Annotated in this window: 21 protein-coding genes; 12 read left to right on the top strand and 9 right to left on the bottom strand. The window is 61.2% G+C overall.

Annotated elements, in window-relative coordinates; translation table 11 throughout:
* The first annotated feature begins 36 nt into the window (after positions 1–36).
* The 5 genes from IAU67_RS04415 (at position 37) to IAU67_RS04435 (ending at position 4,121) form a co-directional block, all read left to right on the top strand.
* Positions 37–597 (top strand): TetR/AcrR family transcriptional regulator, encoded by a 561-nt coding sequence (locus IAU67_RS04415; RefSeq protein WP_151841522.1) that lies wholly within the window; start codon positions 37–39, stop codon positions 595–597.
* Between the two features lie 155 nt (positions 598–752).
* Positions 753–1,022 (top strand): ACT domain-containing protein, encoded by a 270-nt coding sequence (locus tag IAU67_RS04420; protein WP_151841523.1) that lies wholly within the window; start codon positions 753–755, stop codon positions 1,020–1,022.
* Positions 1,023–1,146: 124 nt separating this feature from the next.
* Positions 1,147–2,517, top strand: a complete 1,371-nt coding sequence (locus IAU67_RS04425; RefSeq protein ID WP_151842371.1) for a PFL family protein — start codon at positions 1,147–1,149, stop codon at positions 2,515–2,517.
* A complete protein-coding gene (locus IAU67_RS04430) occupies positions 2,517–3,272 on the top strand; it encodes a hypothetical protein (RefSeq protein WP_151841524.1) in 756 nt (251 codons plus the stop codon). Before IAU67_RS04425 ends, IAU67_RS04430 begins: the two co-directional genes overlap by 1 nt.
* Before the next feature lie 93 nt (positions 3,273–3,365).
* The gene (locus tag IAU67_RS04435; protein ID WP_151841525.1) at positions 3,366–4,121 is read left to right on the top strand and encodes a glutamine amidotransferase-related protein; all 756 of its coding nucleotides are present in this window, start codon (positions 3,366–3,368) and stop codon (positions 4,119–4,121) included.
* On the opposite strand, the gene IAU67_RS04440 is transcribed toward IAU67_RS04435, so the two are convergent.
* Complete coding sequence (locus tag IAU67_RS04440; protein WP_151841526.1) at positions 4,118–5,749, bottom strand: ABC-F family ATP-binding cassette domain-containing protein; 1,632 nt, start codon at positions 5,747–5,749, stop codon at positions 4,118–4,120. The two genes, IAU67_RS04435 and IAU67_RS04440, sit on opposite strands and share 4 nt — an antisense overlap.
* 94 nt (positions 5,750–5,843) lie before the next feature.
* On the opposite strand from IAU67_RS04440, the gene IAU67_RS04445 reads away from it, so the two are divergent.
* A complete protein-coding gene (locus tag IAU67_RS04445) occupies positions 5,844–7,013 on the top strand; it encodes a lycopene cyclase family protein (protein WP_151841527.1) in 1,170 nt (389 codons plus the stop codon).
* Here the strand turns inward: IAU67_RS04445 and IAU67_RS04450 are convergent.
* From IAU67_RS04450 to IAU67_RS04480, 7 genes are all read right to left on the bottom strand, one after another.
* Positions 6,992–7,408 carry a metal-sulfur cluster assembly factor gene (locus IAU67_RS04450; protein ID WP_151841528.1) on the bottom strand — a complete coding sequence of 139 codons (417 nt, stop codon included), beginning with the start codon at positions 7,406–7,408 and terminating at the stop codon, positions 6,992–6,994. The two genes, IAU67_RS04445 and IAU67_RS04450, sit on opposite strands and share 22 nt — an antisense overlap.
* A 36-nt stretch (positions 7,409–7,444) precedes the next feature.
* Positions 7,445–7,921: a Fe-S cluster assembly sulfur transfer protein SufU gene (gene sufU, locus IAU67_RS04455; RefSeq protein ID WP_151841529.1), complete on the bottom strand. Its 477-nt coding sequence runs from the start codon at positions 7,919–7,921 to the stop codon at positions 7,445–7,447.
* A gap of 22 nt (positions 7,922–7,943) precedes the next feature.
* Positions 7,944–9,194 (bottom strand): cysteine desulfurase, encoded by a 1,251-nt coding sequence (locus tag IAU67_RS04460; protein WP_151841530.1) that lies wholly within the window; start codon positions 9,192–9,194, stop codon positions 7,944–7,946.
* A gap of 35 nt (positions 9,195–9,229) precedes the next feature.
* Entirely contained in the window at positions 9,230–9,985 is a 756-nt protein-coding gene (sufC, locus tag IAU67_RS04465) for a Fe-S cluster assembly ATPase SufC (protein WP_151841531.1), read from the bottom strand.
* A gap of 101 nt (positions 9,986–10,086) precedes the next feature.
* Positions 10,087–11,283: a Fe-S cluster assembly protein SufD gene (gene sufD / locus IAU67_RS04470; protein WP_151841532.1), complete on the bottom strand. Its 1,197-nt coding sequence runs from the start codon at positions 11,281–11,283 to the stop codon at positions 10,087–10,089.
* Positions 11,284–11,287: 4 nt separating this feature from the next.
* Positions 11,288–12,724 carry a Fe-S cluster assembly protein SufB gene (gene sufB, locus IAU67_RS04475; RefSeq protein ID WP_151841533.1) on the bottom strand — a complete coding sequence of 479 codons (1,437 nt, stop codon included), beginning with the start codon at positions 12,722–12,724 and terminating at the stop codon, positions 11,288–11,290.
* 9 nt (positions 12,725–12,733) lie between these two features.
* Positions 12,734–13,411 carry a helix-turn-helix transcriptional regulator gene (locus IAU67_RS04480; protein WP_151841534.1) on the bottom strand — a complete coding sequence of 226 codons (678 nt, stop codon included), beginning with the start codon at positions 13,409–13,411 and terminating at the stop codon, positions 12,734–12,736.
* A gap of 161 nt (positions 13,412–13,572) precedes the next feature.
* Here IAU67_RS04480 and mptB point away from each other — a divergent pair, with 161 nt between their 5' ends.
* The 4 genes from mptB to IAU67_RS04500 all read left to right on the top strand — a co-directional run bounded on the left by mptB (position 13,573) and on the right by IAU67_RS04500 (position 18,377).
* Complete coding sequence (gene mptB / locus IAU67_RS04485; protein WP_187767964.1) at positions 13,573–15,339, top strand: polyprenol phosphomannose-dependent alpha 1,6 mannosyltransferase MptB; 1,767 nt, start codon at positions 13,573–13,575, stop codon at positions 15,337–15,339.
* A gap of 64 nt (positions 15,340–15,403) precedes the next feature.
* Complete coding sequence (locus tag IAU67_RS04490; RefSeq protein ID WP_225723438.1) at positions 15,404–16,357, top strand: ABC transporter ATP-binding protein; 954 nt, start codon at positions 15,404–15,406, stop codon at positions 16,355–16,357.
* 142 nt (positions 16,358–16,499) lie between these two features.
* A complete protein-coding gene (locus tag IAU67_RS04495; RefSeq protein WP_151842373.1) occupies positions 16,500–17,240 on the top strand; it encodes an ABC transporter permease in 741 nt (246 codons plus the stop codon).
* 66 nt (positions 17,241–17,306) lie between these two features.
* The gene (locus IAU67_RS04500; protein WP_370451912.1) at positions 17,307–18,377 is read left to right on the top strand and encodes a COX15/CtaA family protein; all 1,071 of its coding nucleotides are present in this window, start codon (positions 17,307–17,309) and stop codon (positions 18,375–18,377) included.
* Positions 18,378–18,430: 53 nt separating this feature from the next.
* Here IAU67_RS04500 and IAU67_RS04505 read toward each other — a convergent pair whose 3' ends face one another.
* Complete coding sequence (locus IAU67_RS04505; protein WP_151841535.1) at positions 18,431–19,369, bottom strand: heme o synthase; 939 nt, start codon at positions 19,367–19,369, stop codon at positions 18,431–18,433.
* A gap of 184 nt (positions 19,370–19,553) precedes the next feature.
* On the opposite strand from IAU67_RS04505, the gene tkt reads away from it, so the two are divergent.
* Positions 19,554–21,653 (top strand): transketolase, encoded by a 2,100-nt coding sequence (tkt, locus tag IAU67_RS04510; protein WP_151841536.1) that lies wholly within the window; start codon positions 19,554–19,556, stop codon positions 21,651–21,653.
* Positions 21,653–22,759, top strand: a complete 1,107-nt coding sequence (gene tal / locus IAU67_RS04515; RefSeq protein ID WP_151841537.1) for a transaldolase — start codon at positions 21,653–21,655, stop codon at positions 22,757–22,759. The genes tkt and tal overlap by 1 nt, the downstream gene beginning before the upstream one ends.
* Positions 22,760–22,820 lie beyond the last annotated feature (61 nt).

Raw genomic sequence — 22,820 nt, forward strand, 5'->3', positions numbered from 1 at the left:
GTTAACTATCACCATGGCAGAAAGTTCTAGAAGATCATGCCAAAAGTAAGTGATGTGGACTTAGCGGAAAAGAAATCCGAAATCCTCAGCGGAGCTCGGCATTGCTTTGCGACCTATGGATACGACGGGGCCACCGTCGCGCGGCTGGAAGAAGCAACCGGGAAATCCCGCGGTGCTATTTTTCACCACTATGGGAATAAGGACGCATTGTTCTTAGCAGTAGCCCACGATGACATGAAGCGCATGGCGGATATTGCTGCAAGCGAAGGACTGATTGGCGCCATTCGCGTCATGATGACTGATGAAAAACTGAATGACTGGTGGGGCATGCGCGTGGAGATTATTCGCCGCGTGAATATGGATCCGTGTTTCTCTGCCAAATGGGAATTGGATCAAGTGTCCTTAAGAACCACCGTTCGGGAACGCTTGAGGGAACAACAGCACAGTGGCCAGTTGCGCACAGACGTTTCCGTGGAGACCATGGCGCAGCTGCTGGAAACCGTGCTGGAAGGCGTGTTGGCTCGCCTGGCCCAAGGCCAAGGCTCCACTGATGTGCCGGCCACGCTGGACTATGTGGAGAACATGCTCCGCGCGTAGGCGCCGTGTGCGCATAGCGTAGGCGCTCTGCGTGTACAGCGTAAGTGCTCTGCATGCATAAAGGCCCCCGGATAACCGGGGGCCTTTATGCATGTCTCACACCACGGGGCTCCCCTAACGCGCATGGGGCACGGCGCCGGGTTACGATAGATCCCATGATTGCAATTATGACTGTCACCGGATTGGACCACACCGGCATCATTGCTGCTGTTTCTGCAAAGTGCGCAGAGCTGGACGTCAATATCCTCAATGTCTCCCAGACCATCATGGACAAGTACTTCACCATGATCCTGCACGTACAGTTCGACGATGACGTTCACGGAATTTCCGATATTCAAGATGCCATGAAGGCAGTCGAGGACCAGGAAAAGCTGGTCATCCGGGTGCAATCTGAAGCTATTTTCAGCGCGATGCATCAAATCTAGCGCTCAGTTGCCACCGAACGTGTCCCGTGACCTCTCCTCGATAAAGGAATCCCTGTCTGTGACTTCCCGCTCTTCCTCCTCCTATTCTGAATCTTCCAGCTCTGGCCTCTCCTCCCCCTCCACAATGTCCGCGTTTGGCGACGGCAATAGCATGAATATTCTCGAAACTATCGAGATGATTGAACGCTATCGCCTGGATATCCGCACGGTGACCATGGGCATTAACCTTGTGCCGTGCATTCGCGCCACGATGGAGGACACCGCGGAGGCCGTCTATGACCACGTGGTATCCACGGCTCGAAACCTGGTTCCCGTGTGTGAAGAGATTGAGCGAGAACTAGGCATCCCGATCGTCAATAAGCGCATTAGCGTGACCCCCGTGGGCGTGTTGGCGACGGCGGTGGAGGGCAACCCCGTGCTCATCGCCCAGGCGCTCAATCGCGCGGCCAATGAAGTGGGAGTGAACTTCATCGGAGGCTATTCCGCGCTGGTGGAGAAGGGCGCCACGGCCGGCGAAAAGCGGCTCATTAATTCCCTACCCGAGGCACTGTCCACCACCGACGTTGTCTGTGGATCCGTCAATGTGGCAACCTCCCGCGCCGGCATCAATATGAATGCCATTGGCCGCTTGGGTCACGTCATTAAGGAATGTGCGGAGATGACGAAGGATGAGGCCGCCATCGCGTGCGCTAAATTGGTGATCTTCGCCAATTCCGTGTCCGATAATCCGTTTATGGCGGGCGCCTACCATGGCCTGGAAGAGCAAGACGTGGTGATTAACGTGGGCGTGTCCGGCCCCGGTGTGGTGGATCGCGCCGTGGGATCCCTGGAGGGTGCCACCCTCAACCAGGTTGCCGAGGAAATCAAGCGCGCAGCCTTTAAGATCACCCGAACCGGCCAGCTCGTGGGCGTAATGGCCGCGGAGCGTCTGGGAGTCAACTTCGGCATTGTGGACCTGTCCCTGGCCCCTACCGCCGAGCTGGGCGATTCCGTGGCTCACATTCTGGAACACATGGGCCTGGACCAGGTGGGTACGCACGGAACCACGGCGGCGCTGGCGCTGCTCAACGACGCGGTGAAGAAGGGCGGGCTCATGGCCTGCTCGCGTGTGGGTGGTCTATCGGGCTCCTTCATCCCTGTGTCTGAGGATAAGGGAATGATCGACGCCGTCCGTTCCGGCTCCATTTCCATCGACAAGTTGGAGGCCATGACGGCCATTTGCTCGGTGGGCTTTGACATGATTGCCGTTCCCGGTGATACGCCTGCAGCCACGATTTCCGGCATGATTGCCGACGAGGCGGCTATCGGTGTGATGAACCACAAGACCACCGCTGTGCGGGTCATCCCTGTGCCGGGTAAGGGCGTGGGCGACGAGGTGGACTTCGGTGGTCTGCTGGGGTACGCCCCGATCATCACGCTGAACTCCGTGGGCAATCAGAAGTTTATTGACCGTGGAGGCTTCATTCCAGCGCCGGTTCACGGCTTCAGGAACTAATGAAGGTTTTTGACTACGCGCACGCCAGTACCACTCACGGGCAGGCTGAGGAGGCGTTGGCGCAGCCGAGTGTCCTTGCGAGCATCTCTTCTCCCCGCGAGGGCGAGAGCACGGATCCCCGTCAGACCGGCTTCACCGAGGCCTTGGCGAGTCACGGACAGTTGCCCGTACCGCGTCCCGTCGCCGGTGTGGGTGTGGGCCGAGGTTTATGCCTGCTGGGCGCGGCTGGCTGCGTGATCTGGGCCGTTGCGGTGGGCTTGGCCGGGAACGTGCTCCTGGCCGTTGCCGTGGGGGTCATCGCGGTAGCACTGCTGGCGGGTGTGGCGGTGAGTCATCGCGCCTACCGACGCCGCGTGGCGTTGGTAGAGCGCGCCTGGGACAACGGCTGGGTGCGCTTCGCGCCCGCCCGCGTGGGGGCCGTGTGGGTGTCCCACATGTCCCATCACCAGGGGACGAAGGCTCTGGATCAGGACACGCGCTATTATTTCCAGGCTCGGGTGCAGGTCTGTTCGGCGGAGGGCGAGGAGTTATTCCAATTCGATTCTGCGCCCTTCTCCGCGCCTGCGGATAGGAACGGTGTGCCGTTGGATCTGCACACGGCTCCTACCCCGTTGGATCTGTTGGAGCCTGAGGCGTTCAATGGATGGACTGTTGCGCGGTGGATTGATGGCCACGAGGAACACACGGCGACCATTGCGACGGGACTGACGCGTCAGCAGATCTGTGCGGGGTTGACGCACGCCGGGGTGCGCTGAGCCTGCGTCAACGGTTCTCCTTCACGCAAAGCACACGGCCGTGGCCCGGCTGAAATCTAGTAAATAGACCAAGCGGTCTGTTATGCTGAGTGTGTGACGTTCGTACTATTGTGTCCTCGCCGCGGCGAAGAGGTCCTCGCCGCCGAATACCAGGACTTCCTCCGCTTCGCCCAACTCTCCGAACACGAATTGGAACAGCGCGCCCTCGACACCCCAGAGGCAACCCTGGGCGACATGACCGGCGTGACCGGCGTGTTTATCGGTGGCTCCCCCTTCACCATCACCGATCCCTATGATGAGCACTGGCAGGACGCGGTCTCCCGCAAGCTGGTGGACTTCATCACCTCGCAGGTCGAGGCCGGCGAGGAGGGCATTCCCATCTTCGCCGCCTGCTACGGCACCGCGATGGTCGCGCATTACCTGGGCGGGAAGGTCAATGCGTCCTATTCCGAGACCCCAGGGGTGTCCACCGCCTTTTTGACCGACGCCGGCCGCCGCGACCCCCTCACGTCCCGGATCACCTCGCCGTTTCGCGTGATGACCGGGCACAAGGACTCTGTGGTGGAGCTGCCACCGAACGCTACCCTGCTGGCCACAAGCCCCCAGTGCCCCACCCAGATGTACCGTCTGGGAGACACCATGTGGGCCAGCCAATTCCACCCCGAGATGGATGGGGATGCGATTACGCGCCGTCTGAGTTTCTACGAAGAGGATGGCTACGTGGATCCTCAGAAGCTCGCGGCCACGTACGCCGCCTTCAAGGGGCACGATACGTCGGTCTCCAACAGCTTGTTGAAGCACTTCGCTGACTTCTGTAGGGAGCGCGCCGCAGCTCGAGCTTCCCGTTAGGCCAGCTCCACGATCTCCATGTACTCGTCGTTCCACAGATCCTCGGTGCCATCGGGAAGGACGATGACGCGCTCTGGCTCCAAGGCCTTCACAGCACCGGGGTCGTGGGTCACCAGCACCACCGCTCCCGTGTAGGTACGCAGCGCATCGAGCACCTGCTCGCGCGACTGGGGATCCAGGTTGTTCGTCGGCTCGTCCAGGAGCAGGACATTTGCTCGGGAGCTCACCAGCGTCGCCAATGCCAAACGGGTCTTTTCACCACCGGACAGCGTGCCCGCCGGCTGATCCAACTGCTCCCCGGAGAACATGAACGCGCCGAGCAGGCCGCGCAGGTCCTGCTCGCCGGCGTCCGGGCAGGCCTCGATGGCGTTTTGCCACACGGACTTCTCCCCATCAATCGTGTCGTGCTCCTGGGCGAAGTAGCCCACCTTCAACCCGTAGCCGCTGACAATGCCGCCCTCGCCATCGGTTCTCTCCACTCCGGCGAGGAGCTTCAACAGCGTGGTCTTACCAGCGCCGTTGAACCCCAGCACCACCACGCGGCTGCCCTTGTCAATGGCCAGGTCAACGCCCGCGAATACCTCCAGGGAGCCGTACATCTTCGTCAGTCCCTTGGCGTTCATGGGGGTCTTGCCGCACGGCGCCGGCTCTGGGAAGGAGATGGACGCCACCCGGTCCTCTACGCGTACCTCGTCCAGACTGTCCATCATCCGGTCGGCGCGGGCTGCCATCTGCTTGGCAGCCTTCGCCTTCGTGGCCTTGGCGCCGAGCTTATCCGCCTGCTGTCGCAGCGCACTGGCCTTCTTTTCTGCATTCGCACGTTCGCGTCGACGGCGGGCTTCGTCGGTCGCGCGGGCGTCGAGATATTTCTTCCAGCCCATGTTGTACACGTCGGCCTCGCCGCGCACGGCGTCCAGGAACCAGATTTTATTGCAGACGTCCTCCAGCAGCTCCACGTCGTGGGAGATCATGATCAAGCCGCCCTCGTGCTTCGACAGGAATCCACGCAGCCACGTGATGGAGTCGGCATCCAGGTGGTTAGTTGGCTCGTCCAGCAGCAACGTGGTTTGGGAACGGCCCGATCCGGACGTCGCTGCGAAGAGAATCTGCGCTAGCTCCACACGGCGGCGCTGACCACCGGAGAGCGTTTTCAGCTGTTGATCCAGCACGCGTTCCGGAAGACCGAGAGCGTCGCAGATGCGAGCGGCTTCACTGTCCGCCTCGTAGCCACCCAGCGCCTGGTAGCGCTCCTCCAGGCGGGAGTACTTCCGAATCGCCGCATCCCGCTTCGTCTCGGATTCGCTGAACTCCATCAACTCCTGTTGACGTTCCATCTGGTTGCGGATCTGATCCAGCCCGCGGGCGGAGAGCACACGGTCGCGCGCGGTCTGCTCAATATCGCCCTCCTTGGAGTCCTGCGGCAGGTAACCCAGTTCGCCGGAGCGGGTGACGGAACCACCATAGGGCTCGCCCTCCCCCGCAAGGATGCGCATAGTGGTGGTTTTGCCCGCGCCATTGCGACCAACCAAGCCGATGCGGTCACCCGGCTGCACCCGCAGCATTTGCCCTGGGGCGTTCAGGAGGGTTCGGGCTCCAACACGTACTTCGAGGTCATTGGTCACAATCACAAAGAGTCAGCTTAGCAGCCTCCACGCACGGTGGCGCTACCTGTCTGCCGAAGCGGTGGTTGGTGGCATTCGAGGATTGGTTACACTCGGTCGGGTGGACGATCTTCATATCCTTGGCGCCGGCCCCGCGGGTGCGTTCCTTGCTCTGCGCGCCGCGCACCGGGGACTCCGCCCCCATATCCATGATCCACGAGGGCTGCGGGTATGGCCTGCCACGTATGGGATACTCGACGCCCAGCATCTCCCCTCCTGGCTTCTCCCCTATCTCTCGGCCCCCTATGAGTTAAGGGTCGTGGCTCGCGAGACGGTCAGCCCGGATTTTCACTATCGGATCCTGGATAACGCGGCTGTGGTGGAAGCGGTGCGCCAGGTTGCGGTGGTGCACACCGAGAGCGTGGACGCGGAGGGTATTCGGCAACTGTCTTCTGTATCGGCGGCATCTTCTGCACTGCCTGTGGTGGACTGCACCGGTGCCCCACGAGACAACGCGGCGTTTCAGATTGCCGTGGGCGTGGTGATGGATAAAGCCGCCGAGCCTACGTTCATGGATTGGAGCCCCTCGGGGGAACTGCCGTCCTTCCTCTACGTGCAGAACTTGCCTGATGGGACGCTGTTTGAGGAAACTCTGTTGGCGCATCGGCTGCGCCCGTCGGCGGAAGAGTATCACCGAGTGGTGGCGCAACTGCGGGAGCAGCTGAGGGACCGGCTGGACGCTCAAGGCGTGGTCGCCCGGGACGCGTTCGACAGCGCGGTGCTGCGGGAGGAACACGTGTGCATCCCCATGGGCACACGAGCGCAGGCGCGAGACGGCAGCGTATGTTTCGGCGCTCGCGCGGGCTTGATTAACCCCGCGACGGGCTATTCTGTGGCACATTCCGCCGCGTGGGCGGATACGCTGCTGGATGAGATCCTGGGCATACGCCAGTCGTGGCGGCGCTGGGTAGCTGCGCAGGCCAATAAGGAGCTGGCATTCTGGCTGCGAAACCTCGGTGCCGAGCTCATCATGCGTGCAGAGGGTGACACACTCCAGGACTTTTTCCAGCACTTCTTCCGGCTTGAGACGCAGCATCAGGTGGCCTACCTCGAAGGACACAATGGTCTTGGGGTTGCCAGGACCATGTGGACACTGCGGAAACATACAGGAATCCGCCACGCGTTCCTCCAACCGTTGTGGAGGAGCCCGTGGCGGATTCTGGGGCACACCCTGCGCCGGGGCCGCAGGCAGTGCCAGGCCTCGCGGCGTTACACCGAGAAGCCGAGGTAGCGCAGCTGCTCGCGGCCTTCGTCGTTAATCATCTGAGGGCCCCACGCCGGGGTCCACACCCAGTTGATCTGCAGCTCGCTGATCTCATCCACGTTGCCCAGCACCGCGGAGTTAGCCTGATCCTCGATCATGTCCTGAAGCGGGCAGGCCGGAGACGTCAAGGTCATGTTGACCACGGCACGGTGACCGTCCTCAACCCAGATGTCATACACCAGTCCAAGATCAACCACGTTGATCCCCAGCTCCGGGTCAATCACATCCATGAGGTACTCCTCCACCTTCCCGGCAAGAATAGCCATCTCCGCCGGGCGCTCCTTCGGCCCTTCGGGAACAGCCTCTAAGGGGTTGGGGTCCATCTCTGGGGAGGATGGGTTGGGGTTGTCCTGCTCAGTCATGGTTTTACCTCGTCGATTGTGTTTTTCGTGAGAGTTCTATTCTGCTGTCTCGGCATCGTCGCCTGCTTGCGGTTTCGCACCTGCGTCGTACGCGGCAGCCTCGAAAGCCTTCCATCCCAGCAGCGCGCACTTCACACGAGCCGGATACTTCGACACTCCAGAAAACGCAACACCGTCGCCGATTATTTCATCGTCGCCGTCCACCTTGCCGCGGGAGGTGATCATGCGCTCAAACTCGGCGAGCTTCTCGAAGGCCTCCCGGACGGGCTTGCCCACGATCTCCTCGGCCATCACGGAGGTGGAGGCCTGGCTGATGGAGCACCCGATGGCGTCGTAGGACACATCGGTCACGGTGGAGCCGTCCTCGGACAGCGTGACACGCAGCGTCAGTTCATCGCCACATGACGTGTTTACGTGGTGCACTTCGGCGTCGAAAGGATCACGCAACCCCGCGTGCTGCGGGTGCTTGTAGTGGTCAAGGATGACCTCTTGGTACATCGATTCCAATTTCATAAAACTACCTTAAGCCCCACTACTACTGTTCCACCGTGCCGAAAAAGACCTGAGCCGAACGGATAGCCTCCGCCAAACGATCCACCTCATCCGTGGTGTTGTAGAGGTAGAAGCTTGCACGTGCCGTGGCCTGCACACCCATGCACGTGTGCACAGGCCACGCGCAGTGGTGGCCCACACGAATGCTCACACCGTGATCGTCCAGAACCTGGCCCAGATCATGAGGGTGAATCCCGTCCACCACGAAGCTCACCGCGCTGCCGCGGGATTCCGTTGTGGTGGGACCGATGATCCTCAAGCCCTCGATCTCTTGAAGCTTCTGCAGAGCATAGTCCGTGAGTTCCAGCTCGTGGTCATGAACGTTGTCCATGCCCACCTCAGACAGGTAATTCACCGCGGCCCCCAGGCCCACTACCTGGCTGGTCATCTGGGTTCCCGCCTCAAAGCGCTGAGGAGCTTCCGTGAATGTGGTTCCCTCCATCGTGACCTTCTCGATCATCGACCCGCCGGTTAAAAATGGAGGCAGCACATTCAGGTGTTCCTTCTTGCCGTACAACACGCCCACACCATTCGGGCCGAGCATCTTGTGCCCGGAGAAGGCCGCGAAATCAACATCCAGGTCATGGAAGTCCACGGGCATATGTGGCACGGATTGGCAGGCATCCAGCACAAACACTGCGCCGACTGCGTGCGCCCGCGAGACAGCCTCGCGAACGTCCAGCACCGCACCCGTCACATTCGACTGGTGCGTGAGCGCAACCACCTTCGTCTTAGGAGAAAGCTCCAGAGAGTCCAGGTCGATGCGGCCATCCTCCGTGGCTGAATACCAGCGAAGAGTTGCGCCGGTGCGCCGGGCGAGCTCCTGCCATGGCACAAGGTTTGCGTGGTGCTCAATTTCGGAGACCACGATCTCATCTTCCGGCCCCACAGCCAGGTCGCCCGAGCGTGGATCGCCCAGAACGAAGGCCACCTCGTTGAGCGCCTCGGTGGCGTTTTTCGTGAAGGCAAGCTCGTTCCATTCGGCGCCCACGAAGTCCGCGATGGCCTCGCGCGCGTCTTCATAAGCATCCGTTGCCTCTTCCGCGATTTGGTAGGCACCGCGATGAACGGGAGCATTGTGTGTCGTCAGGAAGGCACGCTCAGCATCGAGCACCTGGACAGGGCGTTGGGCTGTGGCGCCGGAGTCCAGGTACACCAAGGAGTGGCCGTCACGGACGGTGCGGCTCAAGATGGGAAAATCCTCGCGGATCTTCTCCGTGTTTAGGTGTGACATGTGTCCTTATAAATCTCTGTCGACGTATGCGTGCTTTAGATGAACTTCTCGTAGCCCTCGGCCTCGAGCTGCTCAGCCAATTCCGGACCACCGGACTGAACGATCTTGCCCTTGGCAAAAACGTGCACGAAGTCAGGCTTCACGTAGTTCAAAATGCGCTGGTAGTGCGTAATCATCAGCACACCACCGTTCTCGCGCTCCTTGTAGCGGTTGATTCCCTCGGAGACCACGCGCAAGGCGTCGACATCCAGACCGGAGTCCGTCTCATCCAGGATCGCAAATTTTGGCTTCAGCAGTCCCAGCTGAAGAACCTCGTGGCGCTTCTTTTCACCACCGGAGAAGCCTTCGTTGACGGAACGCTCGGAGAAGGAAGGATCGATGGACAGCTCATCCATCGCGGTGCGTGCTTCCTTGACCCACTCGCGGATCTTCGGAGCCTCGCCGCGCACGGAGGTGGCTGCCGAGCGCAGGAAGTTAGCCATGGACACACCCGGAACCTCAACCGGGTACTGCATAGCCAGGAACAGGCCGGCGCGGGCACGCTCGTCCACCTCCATGTCCAGGAGGTTCTCGCCGTCCAGGAGGACCTCGCCCTCGGTGATTTCGTAGCGTGGGTGTCCTGCGATGGCGTAGGACAAGGTGGACTTACCGGAGCCGTTTGGGCCCATGATGGCGTGGGTTTCGCCGGAGTTAATGGTCAGGTTTACGCCGTGCAGAATGGGCTTGGGCTGCTCATTCTCATCGGCGGGAACCACCTGTGCGTGCAGGTTCTTAATCTCAAGAGTGCTCATTGCGTGTACTCGTTCGCTTTCTTTCAAAATGGTGTTCGCGTGGGGCGAACTGGTGCAGGAACAGTGTTCTTCAAGGACGTCAGTGTGTGAAGGCGCTGGCTCTACAGGACGGTGGAGGCCAATTCGCGCTCCACCTTCTGCTCGAGGTCCTCTCGGATGGATTCAATCGGGATGCGCTTGATCACATCGGTGAAGAATCCGCGGACAATCAGCATCTTGGCCTCGGCAGCGGAAATACCGCGCGACTGCAGGTAGAACATGTGCTCATCATCGAAGCGACCTACCGTCGCGGCGTGTCCCGCGCCCACAATCTCACCGGTCTGGATCTCCAGGTTCGGAACCGCGTCAGCTCGAGCACCAGGGGACAGCAGCAGGTTGTTGTTCCTCTCGTAGGTGTCCGTGCCCGTCGCCTCAGGACGGATCAACACGTCGCCAATCCACGCGGTCCGGGCCTCGGACTTGTCGTCCTCGCCCGTGGACTGCAAAGCGCCCTTGTAGAGCACGTTGGAGCGGCAGTTCTTGATCGAGTGGTCCACCAGCAGGCGCTGCTCGAAGTACTGACCGGAGTCTGCGAAGTACAGGCCCAGCATCTCGGCGTCGCCACCGGGGCCGGTGTAGCGCACGTGTGGAACGGAGCGCACGACCTGGCCGCCGAAGGCTGCGTAGTAGTGACGCACGGTGGCGTCCCGGCCCACCTGGAGGTGGGAGTTGGACAGGTGCACTGCGTCAGGAGCCCAATCCTCCAGCACCACGGTGGTCAGCTGCGCGCCGTCGCCGATGACGAACTCGAGGTTGTCAGAGTGTGCGCCGGAGCCCGTGTAGTGCACAAACACCACGGCCTCAGCGTGAGCCTCCACCTCGATGACCAAGGAACCATAGGACACGGTGTCCTCCCCCGGCCCCTCAATCGTCACCACGACGGGCTCAGAGAGCACCGCGTTGGATGCCACGCGCACGTAATCGGCCTTCGGCGTGTTCTCCCACGCCTGAGCCGCCGCACGATCGACGGGGGCTCCCGCCCGACCGAGCTTGGCGTCGGACATATCCAATTCCTCAACGCTGACGTCGTCAGTCACGCCCGTCACAGAGACCGACGCCCGCTTGCCTTGCGACGCCGAGCCATCGTGGAGACCACGCAACTTGCGCAAGGGGGTGAAACGCCAGTCCTCGTCGCGTCCCTTCGGAATGTCGAAATCTGCGGAAGAAAAGGACGTAAAGCGGTCACCCTTGGTCTGGTGGTCCGTGCCAGCAGCGACAGGGGTGATCGTTGCTTCAGTTTCGTTAAGAGGTGTTGACATAGGTTTAGCCCACCGATCCTTCCATCTGCAGTTCAATCAGGCGGTTCAACTCGAGCGCGTACTCCATCGGCAATTCCTTCGCGATGGGCTCCACGAAACCGCGCACAATCATGGCCATGGCTTCTTCTTCTGGCAATCCACGGGACATGAGGTAGAACAGCTGATCCTCAGACACCTGGGAGACTTTGGCCTCGTGACCCAGCGTGACATGGTCATTGCGAATGTCGTTGTATGGGTAGGTGTCCGACCGGGAAATGGAATCCACCAGCAGGGCGTCACACTCCACGTTGGACTTGGAGTGGTGCGCGTCCTTGTTGATCTGCACCAGGCCGCGGTAAGCCGCGCGTCCACCGGCGCGCGCCACGGACTTGGACACGATATTGGAGCTGGTGTGTGGCGCCATGTGCACCATCTTCGCTCCGGTGTCCTGGAACTGGCCCTCGCCAGCAAAAGCGACGGACAGAACCTCGCCCTTAGCCTGCGGGCCGGTCATCCACACGGCAGGGTACTTCATGGTGACCTTGGAGCCGATGTTTCCATCGACCCATTCCATGGTTGCGCCCTCTTCGCACTTGGTGCGCTTGGTCACCAGGTTGTAGACGTTGTTCGACCAGTTCTGGATGGTGGTGTAGCGGCAGCGTCCACCCTTCTTCACGATGATCTCCACCACGGCGGAGTGCAGGGAATCCGTCTTGTAGATCGGAGCGGTGCAACCCTCGACGTAGTGCACGTACGCATCCTCGTCCACGATGATGAGGGTGCGCTCGAACTGACCCATGTTCTCCGTGTTGATGCGGAAGTATGCCTGCAGCGGGATGTCCACGTGCACGCCCTTAGGCACGTAGATGAAGGAACCGCCGGACCACACGGCAGTGTTCAGAGCAGAAAACTTGTTATCGCCGGCGGGGATTACCGTGCCGAAGTACTCCTCGAAGAGCTCGGGGTAGTCGCGCAGTCCCGTGTCCGTATCCACGAAGATCACGCCCTGGCTCTCCAGGTCCTCGCGGATCTGGTGGTAGACAACCTCAGATTCGTACTGTGCCGCCACACCTGCGACCAGGCGCTGGCGCTCAGCCTCAGGAATGCCCAGCTTGTCGTAGGTGTTCTTGATGTCCTCTGGAAGGTCTTCCCAGGTCTGGGCCTGCTTTTCCGTGGAGCGCACGAAGTACTTGATGTTGTCGAAATCAATGCCGGACAGGTCGGCGCCCCAGGTAGGCATGGGCTTCTTGTCGAAGATCTCCAAGGCCTTCAGGCGGCGCTCGCGCATCCACTCCGGTTCGTCCTTCTTGGCGGAGATGTCTCGCACGACCTCTTCGTTGAGGCCACGTCGAGCGGACGCTCCGGCCTCGTCGGAATCGTGCCAGCCATAACCATAGGCGCCGATGGAGTTGATGATCTCTTCATCAGTCTGCGGTTGTGGGGTTTGTGCAGCTTGTGTCATAAGTTCTTGTTAGCTTTCCTTCTTGGGGGAAGGGGAAATGGTCGTAAGCGGAATGTGAGTGGTGCAAATACCGTTACCGTCGGCGATTGTAGCCAAAGGTTGGGTGTGTTGACCGAGCAGTTCCGCAACCACCCGGTGTTCAGCCGCGCAGAGCTCGGGGAACTCGTGCGCAACATCTTGGATTGGGCAGTGATGGCGACAAATCTGTACGCCAGTCGCAGCGTCGTTAACAGTGGCGGCGTAGCCCTTTTCCGTCAGCCGCTCTGCGATGAACCGTGCCCGGGCGACCACATCATCGGAGGAAGGAGCCCCTTCCATCTCTTCTGCAGATCCCAGAAGTTCGATGATGCGTTCGTGAGCAAAGTTTTCAACTGCCTCTTCTCCCCCGGCGTTTCGCAACGCGCGAAGAGCAAGTACAGCCAAGGTGTCGTAATCATGTCCGAATTTCGCCCGGCCCTTATCGGTCAGGCGAAAGAGTTTTGCGGGACGTCCGCGTTGCCCGGATTTGGGTCCGGTGACGGTCTCGGCAAGGCCTTGGGCGACAATATTGTCCAAGTGTCGCCTCACGCCAGCGGCGCTGAGTCCGAACTCGTCACTGATGTCGGTGGCGCTGACGGGGCCGTGCCTAAGTACGTGCATGAGGATGCGGTGGCGCGTATCGGCTTCACTGTGTTGAGTGGTGCTCATGGGGCCTCCTTCGTTCCTCGATCGTACTCCGCAAAAAGGATTAGACAACACGAGTGTGTCGTAAATCTGAGTAATTGTCTACTAAGGTAAGCCTGAAATATAGGGACACACATCGCGAAACAACATCGCTTTTGGGCAACGCGCGGGTAGGCTCAATAGCCATGACGTCTTCCCCGGAGCCCTCAGCGCACGGTTTCTTTCGCTCCTGCGCCGCGCTGATGCCGCGCCTCGGTGCAGCCGGGTCCCGTTTCTCCCGGCTCCACCTGGAGACTTCGCTGGACGACGACGAGCTCACCGATCACAAGCATATGGGTGTGGAGGCCCACCAGTTCCCTGAGTATGTGGAGTGGGATTCAGTGTCCCGGCGCCGCCTCCACATCGCCACCCTGGTGGGAACGATTGGCTCGGTCCTGCTGGCTGTCGGTGGTCTGGGCGCCGGGGCGTTTCCGGTGATCGGCAATCCTTATTGGGAAATCCCACTGGTGGGGATTCTGGCCCGCATGCTGCACACCACTACCGTCATGTGCTTCGTGGGTATCGCCCTGTTGGTGCTGGGATGGTTCCTGTTGGCTCGGTTTACACTGCCGCGCCGCCACCGCGTGATGCTGTATCTTCCACCGCGCACGCTCTGGCGGATTTTCGTGTGCTGGACCTTCCCCATTCTGTTCACGGCACCGATGTTCACCCAGGACATCTATTCTTATCTGGCTCAAGGGTCGATCACCGCGCAGGGCATTGACCCGTATTCCGGAGGGCCGGTGGATCTGCTGGGCGTACACAACGAGTTAGCGCGGTCGGTGCCTCTCATGTGGTCGCACTCCCCGTCCCCGTATGGCCCGGTGGCGATGACGTATGGCGCAGTGATCAGCCTTGTGACCAACGATTCCATCGTGCTGGGGATTTTGTGCCACCGTGTGGTGTCCATCGCGGGCTTATGGATGTCCGCATGGGCGTTGTCCCGCTTGGCGCGTCGCTGCGGAGTGGCCCCACAGACGGCGCTGTGGGTGGGCGTGTTGAACCCCCTGGCGATCCTGCACCTGGTGGGTGGCATCCACAATGAGTCGGCGATGATGGGCTTGCTGTTGATGGGCTTCGAGCTGGTGCTGACGGGGCTGCAGGATCAGGATCGTTCATCCCGACGCCGAGCGTTGGTGCTCGCAGGTTTCATCTTGATGTCGATGGCGGGCTTGGTGAAGGTGACCGCGTTCGTCGCTTTGGGTTTTGCGGGCGTGGCGGTTGCGCTGTGGCGAGGTGGTCGGATTATTGATCTGCTTCGGGCTGCCGTCTTTGCGGCAGTGGTGGCGGCGCTGACGTCGATCACCTTGTCGCTCGTGACGGGAACGGGCTTCGGATGGATCACCTCCCAGGGCGGGGCGGCAGAGATCGTCAGTTGGATGTCGCTGACCACCTTGACGGGGCTGGCCAGCAACATCCTCGCGATGTATTTGGGTTTGGGCGATCACCTGAATGCCTCACTGTTTCTCTTCAGAGCTTTGGGCGCGGGTGTTGCTGCAGTGTGGCTGGCGCGCATGTTGTGGGCGGCGTTTAAGAGCCGTATTCACCCGCTGGGTGCCTTCGGCGTGTCCACGCTCGTGATGATTTTCTTCTTCCCCGTGGTGCAGCCCTGGTATCTCCTGTGGGCCATCATGCCCCTGGCCGCGTGGGCGAATCGGCGGGCATTCCAGCAAGCGACCGTGCTGTATTCCACGGCCTTTAGCTTCGCCATTCTGCCCCGTGGGTTGGGTCTGCCGCCCCTGACGGTGGTGTATATCTATGCGATGTCTGTGTTCGTATTGGCTGTGCTATTAGGGGTGTTCTGGCTGATTGCACGCAGTCATCCGGAGCTACGGCAGGCACTGGCCAGTACCCGCATTCAGCACCTTCAGCGAGTGCGGGAGGCACAGGGGCAGGCGAAGCAACAACAATAATTGTGCGGTGGATCACGCTAGCTGAAGTTCAGGGTGTGAGGGGCACAAACTAAGGTGGAGAATTGTGAAAGAAAACAGCGACACACGGAGCCAGCAGCCAGTCCTGGAGTTGAATCATGTGGTGAAAGCCTTCGGGTCTCATACCGCAGTTAACGATCTCTCGCTGACTGTCCATGCCGGTGAAGTTGTTGCCCTGCTTGGTCCCAACGGCGCAGGAAAAACCACCACGGTGGAAATGTGCGAAGGCTTTCAGAAACCCACCAGCGGAAGCGTGACCGTATTTGGTTTGGATCCCCATGCCCAGACGGACGAGGTGCGCCGCCGCATCGGTGTGATGCTGCAGGGCGGTGGCGCGTATCCAGGCATCCACGTGGGCGAGATGCTGAACCTGGTGGCAAGCTACTCTAGAAACCCCCTGGATACCGAATGGCTGCTCCACACTGTGGGACTGGAGCGGCACGTGAAGACCCCCTACCGTCGCCTCAGTGGTGGCCAGCAGCAGCGCCTTAGTTTGGCCTGCGCCCTGGTGGGCCGCCCAGAGCTGGTTTTCTTAGATGAACCGACCGCGGGGTTAGATGCACAATCGCGCATCGCGGTCTGGGAGTTGATCCGCGCGCTGCGCCGCGACGGTGTGGCCGTGGTGCTGACCACGCACCTCATGGACGAGGCCGAGGCTCTGGCCGATCACGTGGCCATCATCGACCGAGGTAGCCTGGTCGCCTTTGGTACTCCAGCCGAGATGACGGCAGGAACTTCCCAGAGCCAGAGTCTGACCGTCGTTGTGGATCAGGAACTGGATGAAACTGCCCTCAACGCTCAGGTCTCGCCGGCCTCCATCGAGGAGATCAAGCCCCTGCATTACGAGTTCACCACGCCGGGGCCGGTCTCCCCTGCCCACGTCACGGCCCTGGCCCAGGCCATCGAGAGCCAAGGCGTGCTGATCCGCAGCCTGAGCGTGGACCGGCGTTCTCTGGAGGACGTGTTCTTGTCCATGACGGGACGAGAGATCCGGCAATGAGACGCAGGACTGACACGGCGAGATCGATGACCAGCCATACCGCGACAGGCCGCACAGAGTACACCGAGACAGACCGCCAAGAGTAAGGAAGAATTCAGTGAGCGAGCGATTTTCCCCCGGCACATTTACCCCTGAGCCGGCCATGGCGTCGAAAAGGACAATTGTTGCCTCCCAGGCCAAGGTGGAGTCCTTGCTCTTCCTCCGGCACGGCGAGCAGCAGTTGTTGTCCATGATCATTCCCTTAGGCGTGTTGATCGGGCTGTCGCTGCTGCCCATCGTGGATATGGAGGATCCGGTCCACCGCGTCTTTCCGATGAGCATGGCCGTGGCGCTGATGGGTGCAGGCTTTACGGGACAAGCCATTGCCGTGGCTTTTGACCGACGCTACGGCGCGCTGAAACGCATCGGTGCCTCTGGCGTTCCCAAGTGGGCGCTGATCAGCGGAAAGGTTGTGGCCGTGCTGGCCGTTGTAGCCGTGCAAGTGGTCATTCTGACGGCTGTGGCACTGCTGCTGGGGTGGCACATGAGTCTGCCCGGCCTGCCAGCGGCTGTCATCATCGGTGTGGTGGGAGTGGCGGCGTTCACTAGCCTGGGATTGTTCCTCGGCGGAACATTGAGCTCCGAGATGGTTCTGGCGCTGGGCAACACTATCTGGTTCATCTTCATGGGCGCTGCCGCGTACGTCACGATGGCCACGGAACTCAGCGAGTCCGCCACGCGCTTCCTTATGCTCATCCCCTCCGTGGCGCTCATGGAAGGGCTGCAGGATGCGTTCACCGACGGCGCGTTCAACATCCTGGCCTTCGTGATTCTGGCCGGATGGGGTGTGCTGGGGGCCGGCCTGGCGCTCAAGACGTTCTCCTTCACCATGAACTCGGACTAACTCGATGAACTCACGCACACAGTCACCCGCACAGCCCCTAACAACTTCTTTTAAGGTGCACCTTCCATGAACACTGACCTCATCCCCGACACGCTGCGCAAGCGCCAGGACTCAGCCACAGGCTTCGACCGCATCATGCTGCCTATCTACCGTGGCTGGTATCGCGTGGATGCGTCGATTTTTAACCGACGCTCAAGCGTGCCTCCCATGAAGCGGCAGTTCATCTATGCGCTGATCATGCTGATCGCCCAGACCGGCATCACGTTTACCGGTTCGTTGGTGCGTATTACCGGCTCCGGCTTGGGCTGTGACACCTGGCCCCAATGCCACCCGGGTTCCTTTGTTCCCGTCTCGGGAAGCGCTCCGTGGATTCACCAGCTCATTGAGTTCGGCAACCGCATGCTTACCTTCGTGGTGGCTCTGGCCTGTGTGCTTGCCTTTACGTCGGTCCTGCGTGCCGCCCGTCGTACTCAGATTCTGCACCTGGCGTTCTTCCAGGGAATCGGAGTGATCCTGCAGGCCGTGATCGGTGGAATCACGGTTCACCTGGACCTTGCCTGGTGGATGGTGATGGCCCACTTCCTACCATCGATGATTCTAGTGTTCTTCGCCGCCAAGCTCGTGATTCGTGTGACGGAGCCCGACGATGGCACCAAGACCAACCTCATGGCCAAGCCGCTGCGCATCGCCATGGACCTGTCCGTGCTGGCCCTGGCCATCAACCTGGTCACGGGAACGATGACCACCTCTGCGGGCCCGCACGCAGGTGATGCGGCAATCTTGCCGGAACACCGCCTGCAGATTCCTCTGTTTGAAATGGCGCAGGTGCACGCTCACTTCATGTATCTGTACCTGGGCCTCACGGCCAGCCTCATCGCTGGGTTGTTCGCGACGAAGACCACGCGCCAGGTGCGCCGCACCGCATGGTGGGTAGTCGCCGCCATCATTGTTCAGGGCGGAATTGGCATCATGCAGTACCAGCTGGGAGTGCCGCGCTGGACCGTGCCGCTGCACGTCATTGGAACCGGCATCGTGACAGCTCTGGCGGGCCTGTTCTGGGCCCAGAAGTTCCGCTGGACGGGCGGTTCCGCAGAAGAAACCGGTTCTGTGGAGGGTGACGCCGCCCGCGCCGAATAGCGCTAGACACTCAACGTTGCTAGACGCCGAACCGCGCGAGCGGTCGAGACGGGCTAGAAGCCGAGCAGCTGCCAGACCGTGTCCCAGCCCAACACGGCGTCCACGGACAGAGCCACGAAAAGCACGGACAGGTAGTTGTTCGACAGGAAGAACAACTTCATGGGCTTCACCGGCGTACCGGCCTTCACGCCAGAGTGCAGGCGGTGCGCCATAATGATGAACCACGCACCGGAGGCCACCGCCGCGACCGCATAAATCCAGCCCGCTGCCGGAACCAGCAGCAACGACGTGATGACCGTAGCCCAGGTGTACAGCAGAATCTGGCGCGTCACCTCCAGCGGCGGCTTGACCACGGGCATCATCGGCACACCCGCAGCCTCGTAGTCCTCGCGGTAGCGCATTCCCAGCGCCCAGGTGTGAGGTGGGGTCCAGAAAAAGATGATCATGAACAGGATGATCGCCTGGGACCAGGAGGTCCAGCCGGCATTTAGCGCACCCACAGTGTTATCGGTGGTGGCAGCCCAGCCAACAATCACCGGCATACAGCCGGCGGCGCCGCCCCAAATGACGTTCTGCCAGGTCCGGCGCTTCAGCCACTTCGTGTAGACAAAGATGTAGAACCAGTTGGTAAGAACAATGAAGAACGCGGCGAGCCAGGAATTGCAGAGGAATCCCAGCCACAGGACGGACAGAATCAACATGGCCCACGCGAACACCCGGGCCTGCCCTACGGTGACGGAGTCCTTGGCGATCGGGCGGCGTCGGGTACGGCGCATCACCTGATCGATGTCGTAGTCCGCAACCATGTTGAAGGTATTGGCGGCTGCGGCACCCATCCATCCACCGATCAGAGTCAGCAGAATAAGGCCCAGGTGTATATCGCCGCGTGCGGCCTGCAGCATAGCGGGAATGGTCGCTACCAAGAGTAGTTCGATAACCCTAGGCTTGGTCAAAGCAACATAGGCCTTAACTCTGTCAGCGATCTGATTCACCGCTTGCCTCGCCTCCAATACACGATTTCACACGTCTGTTCTACGCTACCCGAGTTGAGGCTGAACACGAAAACAACACAGGCGTTTCGGACAGATGTGACTATTCGGGGTTAGGATAGGTTTTATCTGTAAAAAACGTGGCGCGCAATTGCATAAGAATTGCAGCATAAGAAAGGCTTCATTCGTGACTCTGTCTCCGGAACTGTCCGCCCTTACCGTCCGTAATTACCCAGCTGAGTGGACTGACACAGACACCCGTGCCGTGGACCTGGCACGCGTTTTGGCCGCTGACGCCGTCGAGAACTGTGGATCCGGCCACCCAGGAACGGCCATGAGCCTCGCTCCCCTGGCGTACACCCTCTACCAGCGCGTGCTGCGCCACGACCCGCAGGACACCCAGTGGGTAGGCCGCGACCGCTTCGTCCTGTCCGTGGGACACTCCTCCCTGACCCAATACATCCAGCTGTACCTCGGAGGATTCGGCCTTGAGTTGGAGGACCTGAAGGCACTGCGCACCTGGGGCTCCAAGACCCCGGGCCACCCAGAGGTGGGCCACACGGACGGCGTGGAGATCACCACCGGGCCGCTGGGCCAGGGTCTGGCCTCCGCCGTGGGTATGGCGATGGCGTCCCGCCGCGAGCGCGGGTTGTTGGATCCGGACGCGCCTGCTGGTGAGTCTCCTTTTGACCACTACATTTACGTCATCGCCTCTGATGGTGATGTGCAGGAGGGCGTGACCGGCGAGGCTTCCTCCCTGGCGGGCACCCAGCAGCTCGGCAATTTGATTGTGTTCTGGGATGACAACGGCATCTCCATCGAGGATGACACCACCATTGCCTTCACCGAGGACGTCTCCAAGCGCTACGAGGCCTACGGCTGGCAGACCCTCGAGGTTACCGGCGAGGACGTGGAAGGCATCCTGGACGCCGTGGAGCAGGCCAAGAAGGACACCACCCGGCCTACCTTCATCCGTATGCGTTCGGTGATCGCCTACCCCGCACCCACCAAGATGAACACCGGCGGCTCCCACGGTGCAGCCCTGGGCGCAGAGGAGATCACCGGCATCAAGAAGGAGCTGGGATTCCCCGATGAGCCATTCCCCGTCGAGGATGAGGTTGTGGAGCACACCCGCAAGCTCGTGGAGCGCGGGGCCCAGGCGCATGCGCAGTGGAACCAGTCCTTCGACGAGTGGGCCACGGCCAACCCTGAGAAGAAGGCCCTGCTGGACCGTCTGACCGCCCGGGAATTGCCGTCTGATTTCGACGCCGAACTTCCCACCTGGGACGCTGGTGAGTCCGTGGCAACACGCAAGGCCTCCGAGGCTGCCCTGCAGGCTCTCGGTAAGACCCTGCCTGAGCTCTGGGGCGGCTCCGCGGACCTGGCGGGATCCACGAACACGATCATCAAGGGCGAGAAGTCCTTTGGTCCTGAATCCATCACCACCAACGCATGGACCACGGATCCGGCAGGCCGTAACTTGCACTTCGGTATTCGTGAGCACGGCATGGCCGCCATTTTGAATGGTATTGCCCTGCACGGCCTGACCCGCCCGTACGGCGCTACCTTCCTGCAGTTCTCTGACTACGCCCGAGGCGCCGTGCGCCTGGGCGCGCTGATGGAGACTGACGTGTACCACGTGTGGACGCACGACTCCATCGGTCTGGGTGAGGACGGCCCGACCCACCAGCCTGTCGAGCACCTGGCCGCGTTACGCGCGATCCCGAACCTCGCTGTGCTGCGCCCTGCCGATGCGAACGAGACGGCAGCGGCATGGGCTGCAGCCCTGAAGTCGCCAGCCGGTCCGAAGGCTTTGATCCTCACTCGTCAGAATGTTCCCGTGCTGGACGGTACGAAGGACAAGGCCGCCGAGGGCGTCTCCAAGGGAGCGTATGTCCTGGTGGAATCCTCCACGGACACGCCTCAGGTGATCCTTCTGGCCACCGGCTCCGAGGTCCAGCTGGCCGTGGAGGCCGCGCAGGCTCTGGAGAATGAAGGCATCGGCACGCGGGTGGTATCCGTTCCCGTCATGGAGTGGTTCCTGGAGCAGGACGCAGACTACATCGAGTCCGTCCTGCCGAGCGACGTCACAGCACGCGTATCCGTGGAGGCCGGCATCGCGATGCCGTGGCACCGCTTCACCGGCCTGCACGGCCGCAACATCTCCCTGGAGCACTTCGGTGCCTCCGCGGACTACCAGACGCTATACCGCGAATTCGGTATCACCGCGGACGCTGTGGTCGCCGCGGCGAAGGACTCCCTCAAGCAAGCTGGAGGTGACCAGTAATGGCAGCACCACAGACCATCGCGGCATTGTTTGCGGCGGGAACGTCCGTATGGCTGGACGACCTTTCCCGAGACCGCATTAAGACCGGCAACCTCGCAGAGGTGATCGACACCAAGGGCGTGGTGGGTGTGACCACCAACCCCGCTATCTTCGCCACCGCTATGACCAGCGGCAACGCTTATGATGCCCAGCTGAAGGAACTGTCCGACGCCGGTGTGGGAGCGGATTCCGCCGTCTTCGATATGGCCATCGATGACGTTCGGGCCGCCTGCGACATATTCGCACCGGTCTTCCGGGACACCGACGGTGTGGACGGCCGGGTCTCCTTGGAGGTTGATCCCCGCCTCGCCAAGGACCGCGAAGCCACCGTGGCACAGGCCAAGGAGCTGGCCCACAAGGTGGATCGCCCCAACCTGATGATTAAGATCCCGGCCACGGAAGAGTGCCTCCCCGCCATCACCGATGTCCTGGCGGAAGGCATCAGCGTGAACGTCACGCTGATCTTCTCCGTTGCGCGCTACCGCCAGGTCATGCAGGCCTTCATCGAGGGCATCGCGGCAGCCCGGGACAATGGTCACGATATTTCCACGATCCACTCCGTCGCGTCCTTCTTCGTCTCCCGAGTGGATACGGAAATCGACAAGCGTCTGGAGGCCATCGGCACCGACGAGGCCCTGGCACTCAAGGGCACGGCCGCCGTGGCCAACGCCCGCCTGGCCTATGCAGCCTTTGAGGACGCGCTGCTCAACAACCCGGACTGGGAGGAGCTTCGCGCGGCGGGAGGCCGGACGCAGAGACCACTGTGGGCGTCGACGTCGGTCAAGGATCCATCCTTGCCTGACACGGTGTACGTCACTGACTTGGCCGGGCCGTACACGGTGAATACCATGCCGGAGGCCACTCTGGATGCCACGATCGACCACGGTGAGGTCACGGGCGATACGCTCAGCGGCACTGCCGAGGCGTCCCACGAGGTGTTCAGCAAGCTCTCGGACCTTGGCATCGACCTCGCCGACGTGTGGACCGTGCTGGAGACTGAGGGCGTGGACAAGTTCGTGGCATCCTGGCAGGACTTGCTCGCGGCGTTGGATGAGCAACTGCGCTAGCATTACGGCGCCGCGTCGTTCCCCAGCACCACTCCCCAACCACTATCGACCCTAAGAGGAC

This window comes from Corynebacterium zhongnanshanii, assembly GCF_014490575.1.
Classification (GTDB): Bacteria; Actinomycetota; Actinomycetes; order Mycobacteriales; family Mycobacteriaceae; genus Corynebacterium; species Corynebacterium zhongnanshanii.

Excerpts from the sequence above, each read along its gene's own strand:
- sufB (WP_151841533.1), bottom strand. The coding sequence starts at position 12,724 with ATGACACAAGCTGCACAAACCCCACAACCGCAGACTGATGAAGAGATC.
- IAU67_RS04480 (WP_151841534.1), bottom strand. The coding sequence starts at position 13,411 with ATGAGCACCACTCAACACAGTGAAGCCGATACGCGCCACCGCATCCTC.
- IAU67_RS04460 (WP_151841530.1), bottom strand. The coding sequence starts at position 9,194 with ATGTCACACCTAAACACGGAGAAGATCCGCGAGGATTTTCCCATCTTG.
- tal (WP_151841537.1), top strand. The coding sequence starts at position 21,653 with ATGGCAGCACCACAGACCATCGCGGCATTGTTTGCGGCGGGAACGTCC.
- IAU67_RS04415 (WP_151841522.1), top strand. The coding sequence starts at position 37 with ATGCCAAAAGTAAGTGATGTGGACTTAGCGGAAAAGAAATCCGAAATC.
- IAU67_RS04425 (WP_151842371.1), top strand. The coding sequence starts at position 1,147 with ATGTCCGCGTTTGGCGACGGCAATAGCATGAATATTCTCGAAACTATC.
- IAU67_RS04430 (WP_151841524.1), top strand. The coding sequence starts at position 2,517 with ATGAAGGTTTTTGACTACGCGCACGCCAGTACCACTCACGGGCAGGCT.
- sufD (WP_151841532.1), bottom strand. The coding sequence starts at position 11,283 with ATGTCAACACCTCTTAACGAAACTGAAGCAACGATCACCCCTGTCGCT.
- mptB (WP_187767964.1), top strand. The coding sequence starts at position 13,573 with ATGACGTCTTCCCCGGAGCCCTCAGCGCACGGTTTCTTTCGCTCCTGC.
- IAU67_RS04450 (WP_151841528.1), bottom strand. The coding sequence starts at position 7,408 with ATGACTGAGCAGGACAACCCCAACCCATCCTCCCCAGAGATGGACCCC.
- sufU (WP_151841529.1), bottom strand. The coding sequence starts at position 7,921 with ATGAAATTGGAATCGATGTACCAAGAGGTCATCCTTGACCACTACAAG.
- sufC (WP_151841531.1), bottom strand. The coding sequence starts at position 9,985 with ATGAGCACTCTTGAGATTAAGAACCTGCACGCACAGGTGGTTCCCGCC.
- IAU67_RS04420 (WP_151841523.1), top strand. The coding sequence starts at position 753 with ATGATTGCAATTATGACTGTCACCGGATTGGACCACACCGGCATCATT.
- IAU67_RS04500 (WP_370451912.1), top strand. The coding sequence starts at position 17,307 with ATGAACACTGACCTCATCCCCGACACGCTGCGCAAGCGCCAGGACTCA.
- IAU67_RS04495 (WP_151842373.1), top strand. The coding sequence starts at position 16,500 with ATGGCGTCGAAAAGGACAATTGTTGCCTCCCAGGCCAAGGTGGAGTCC.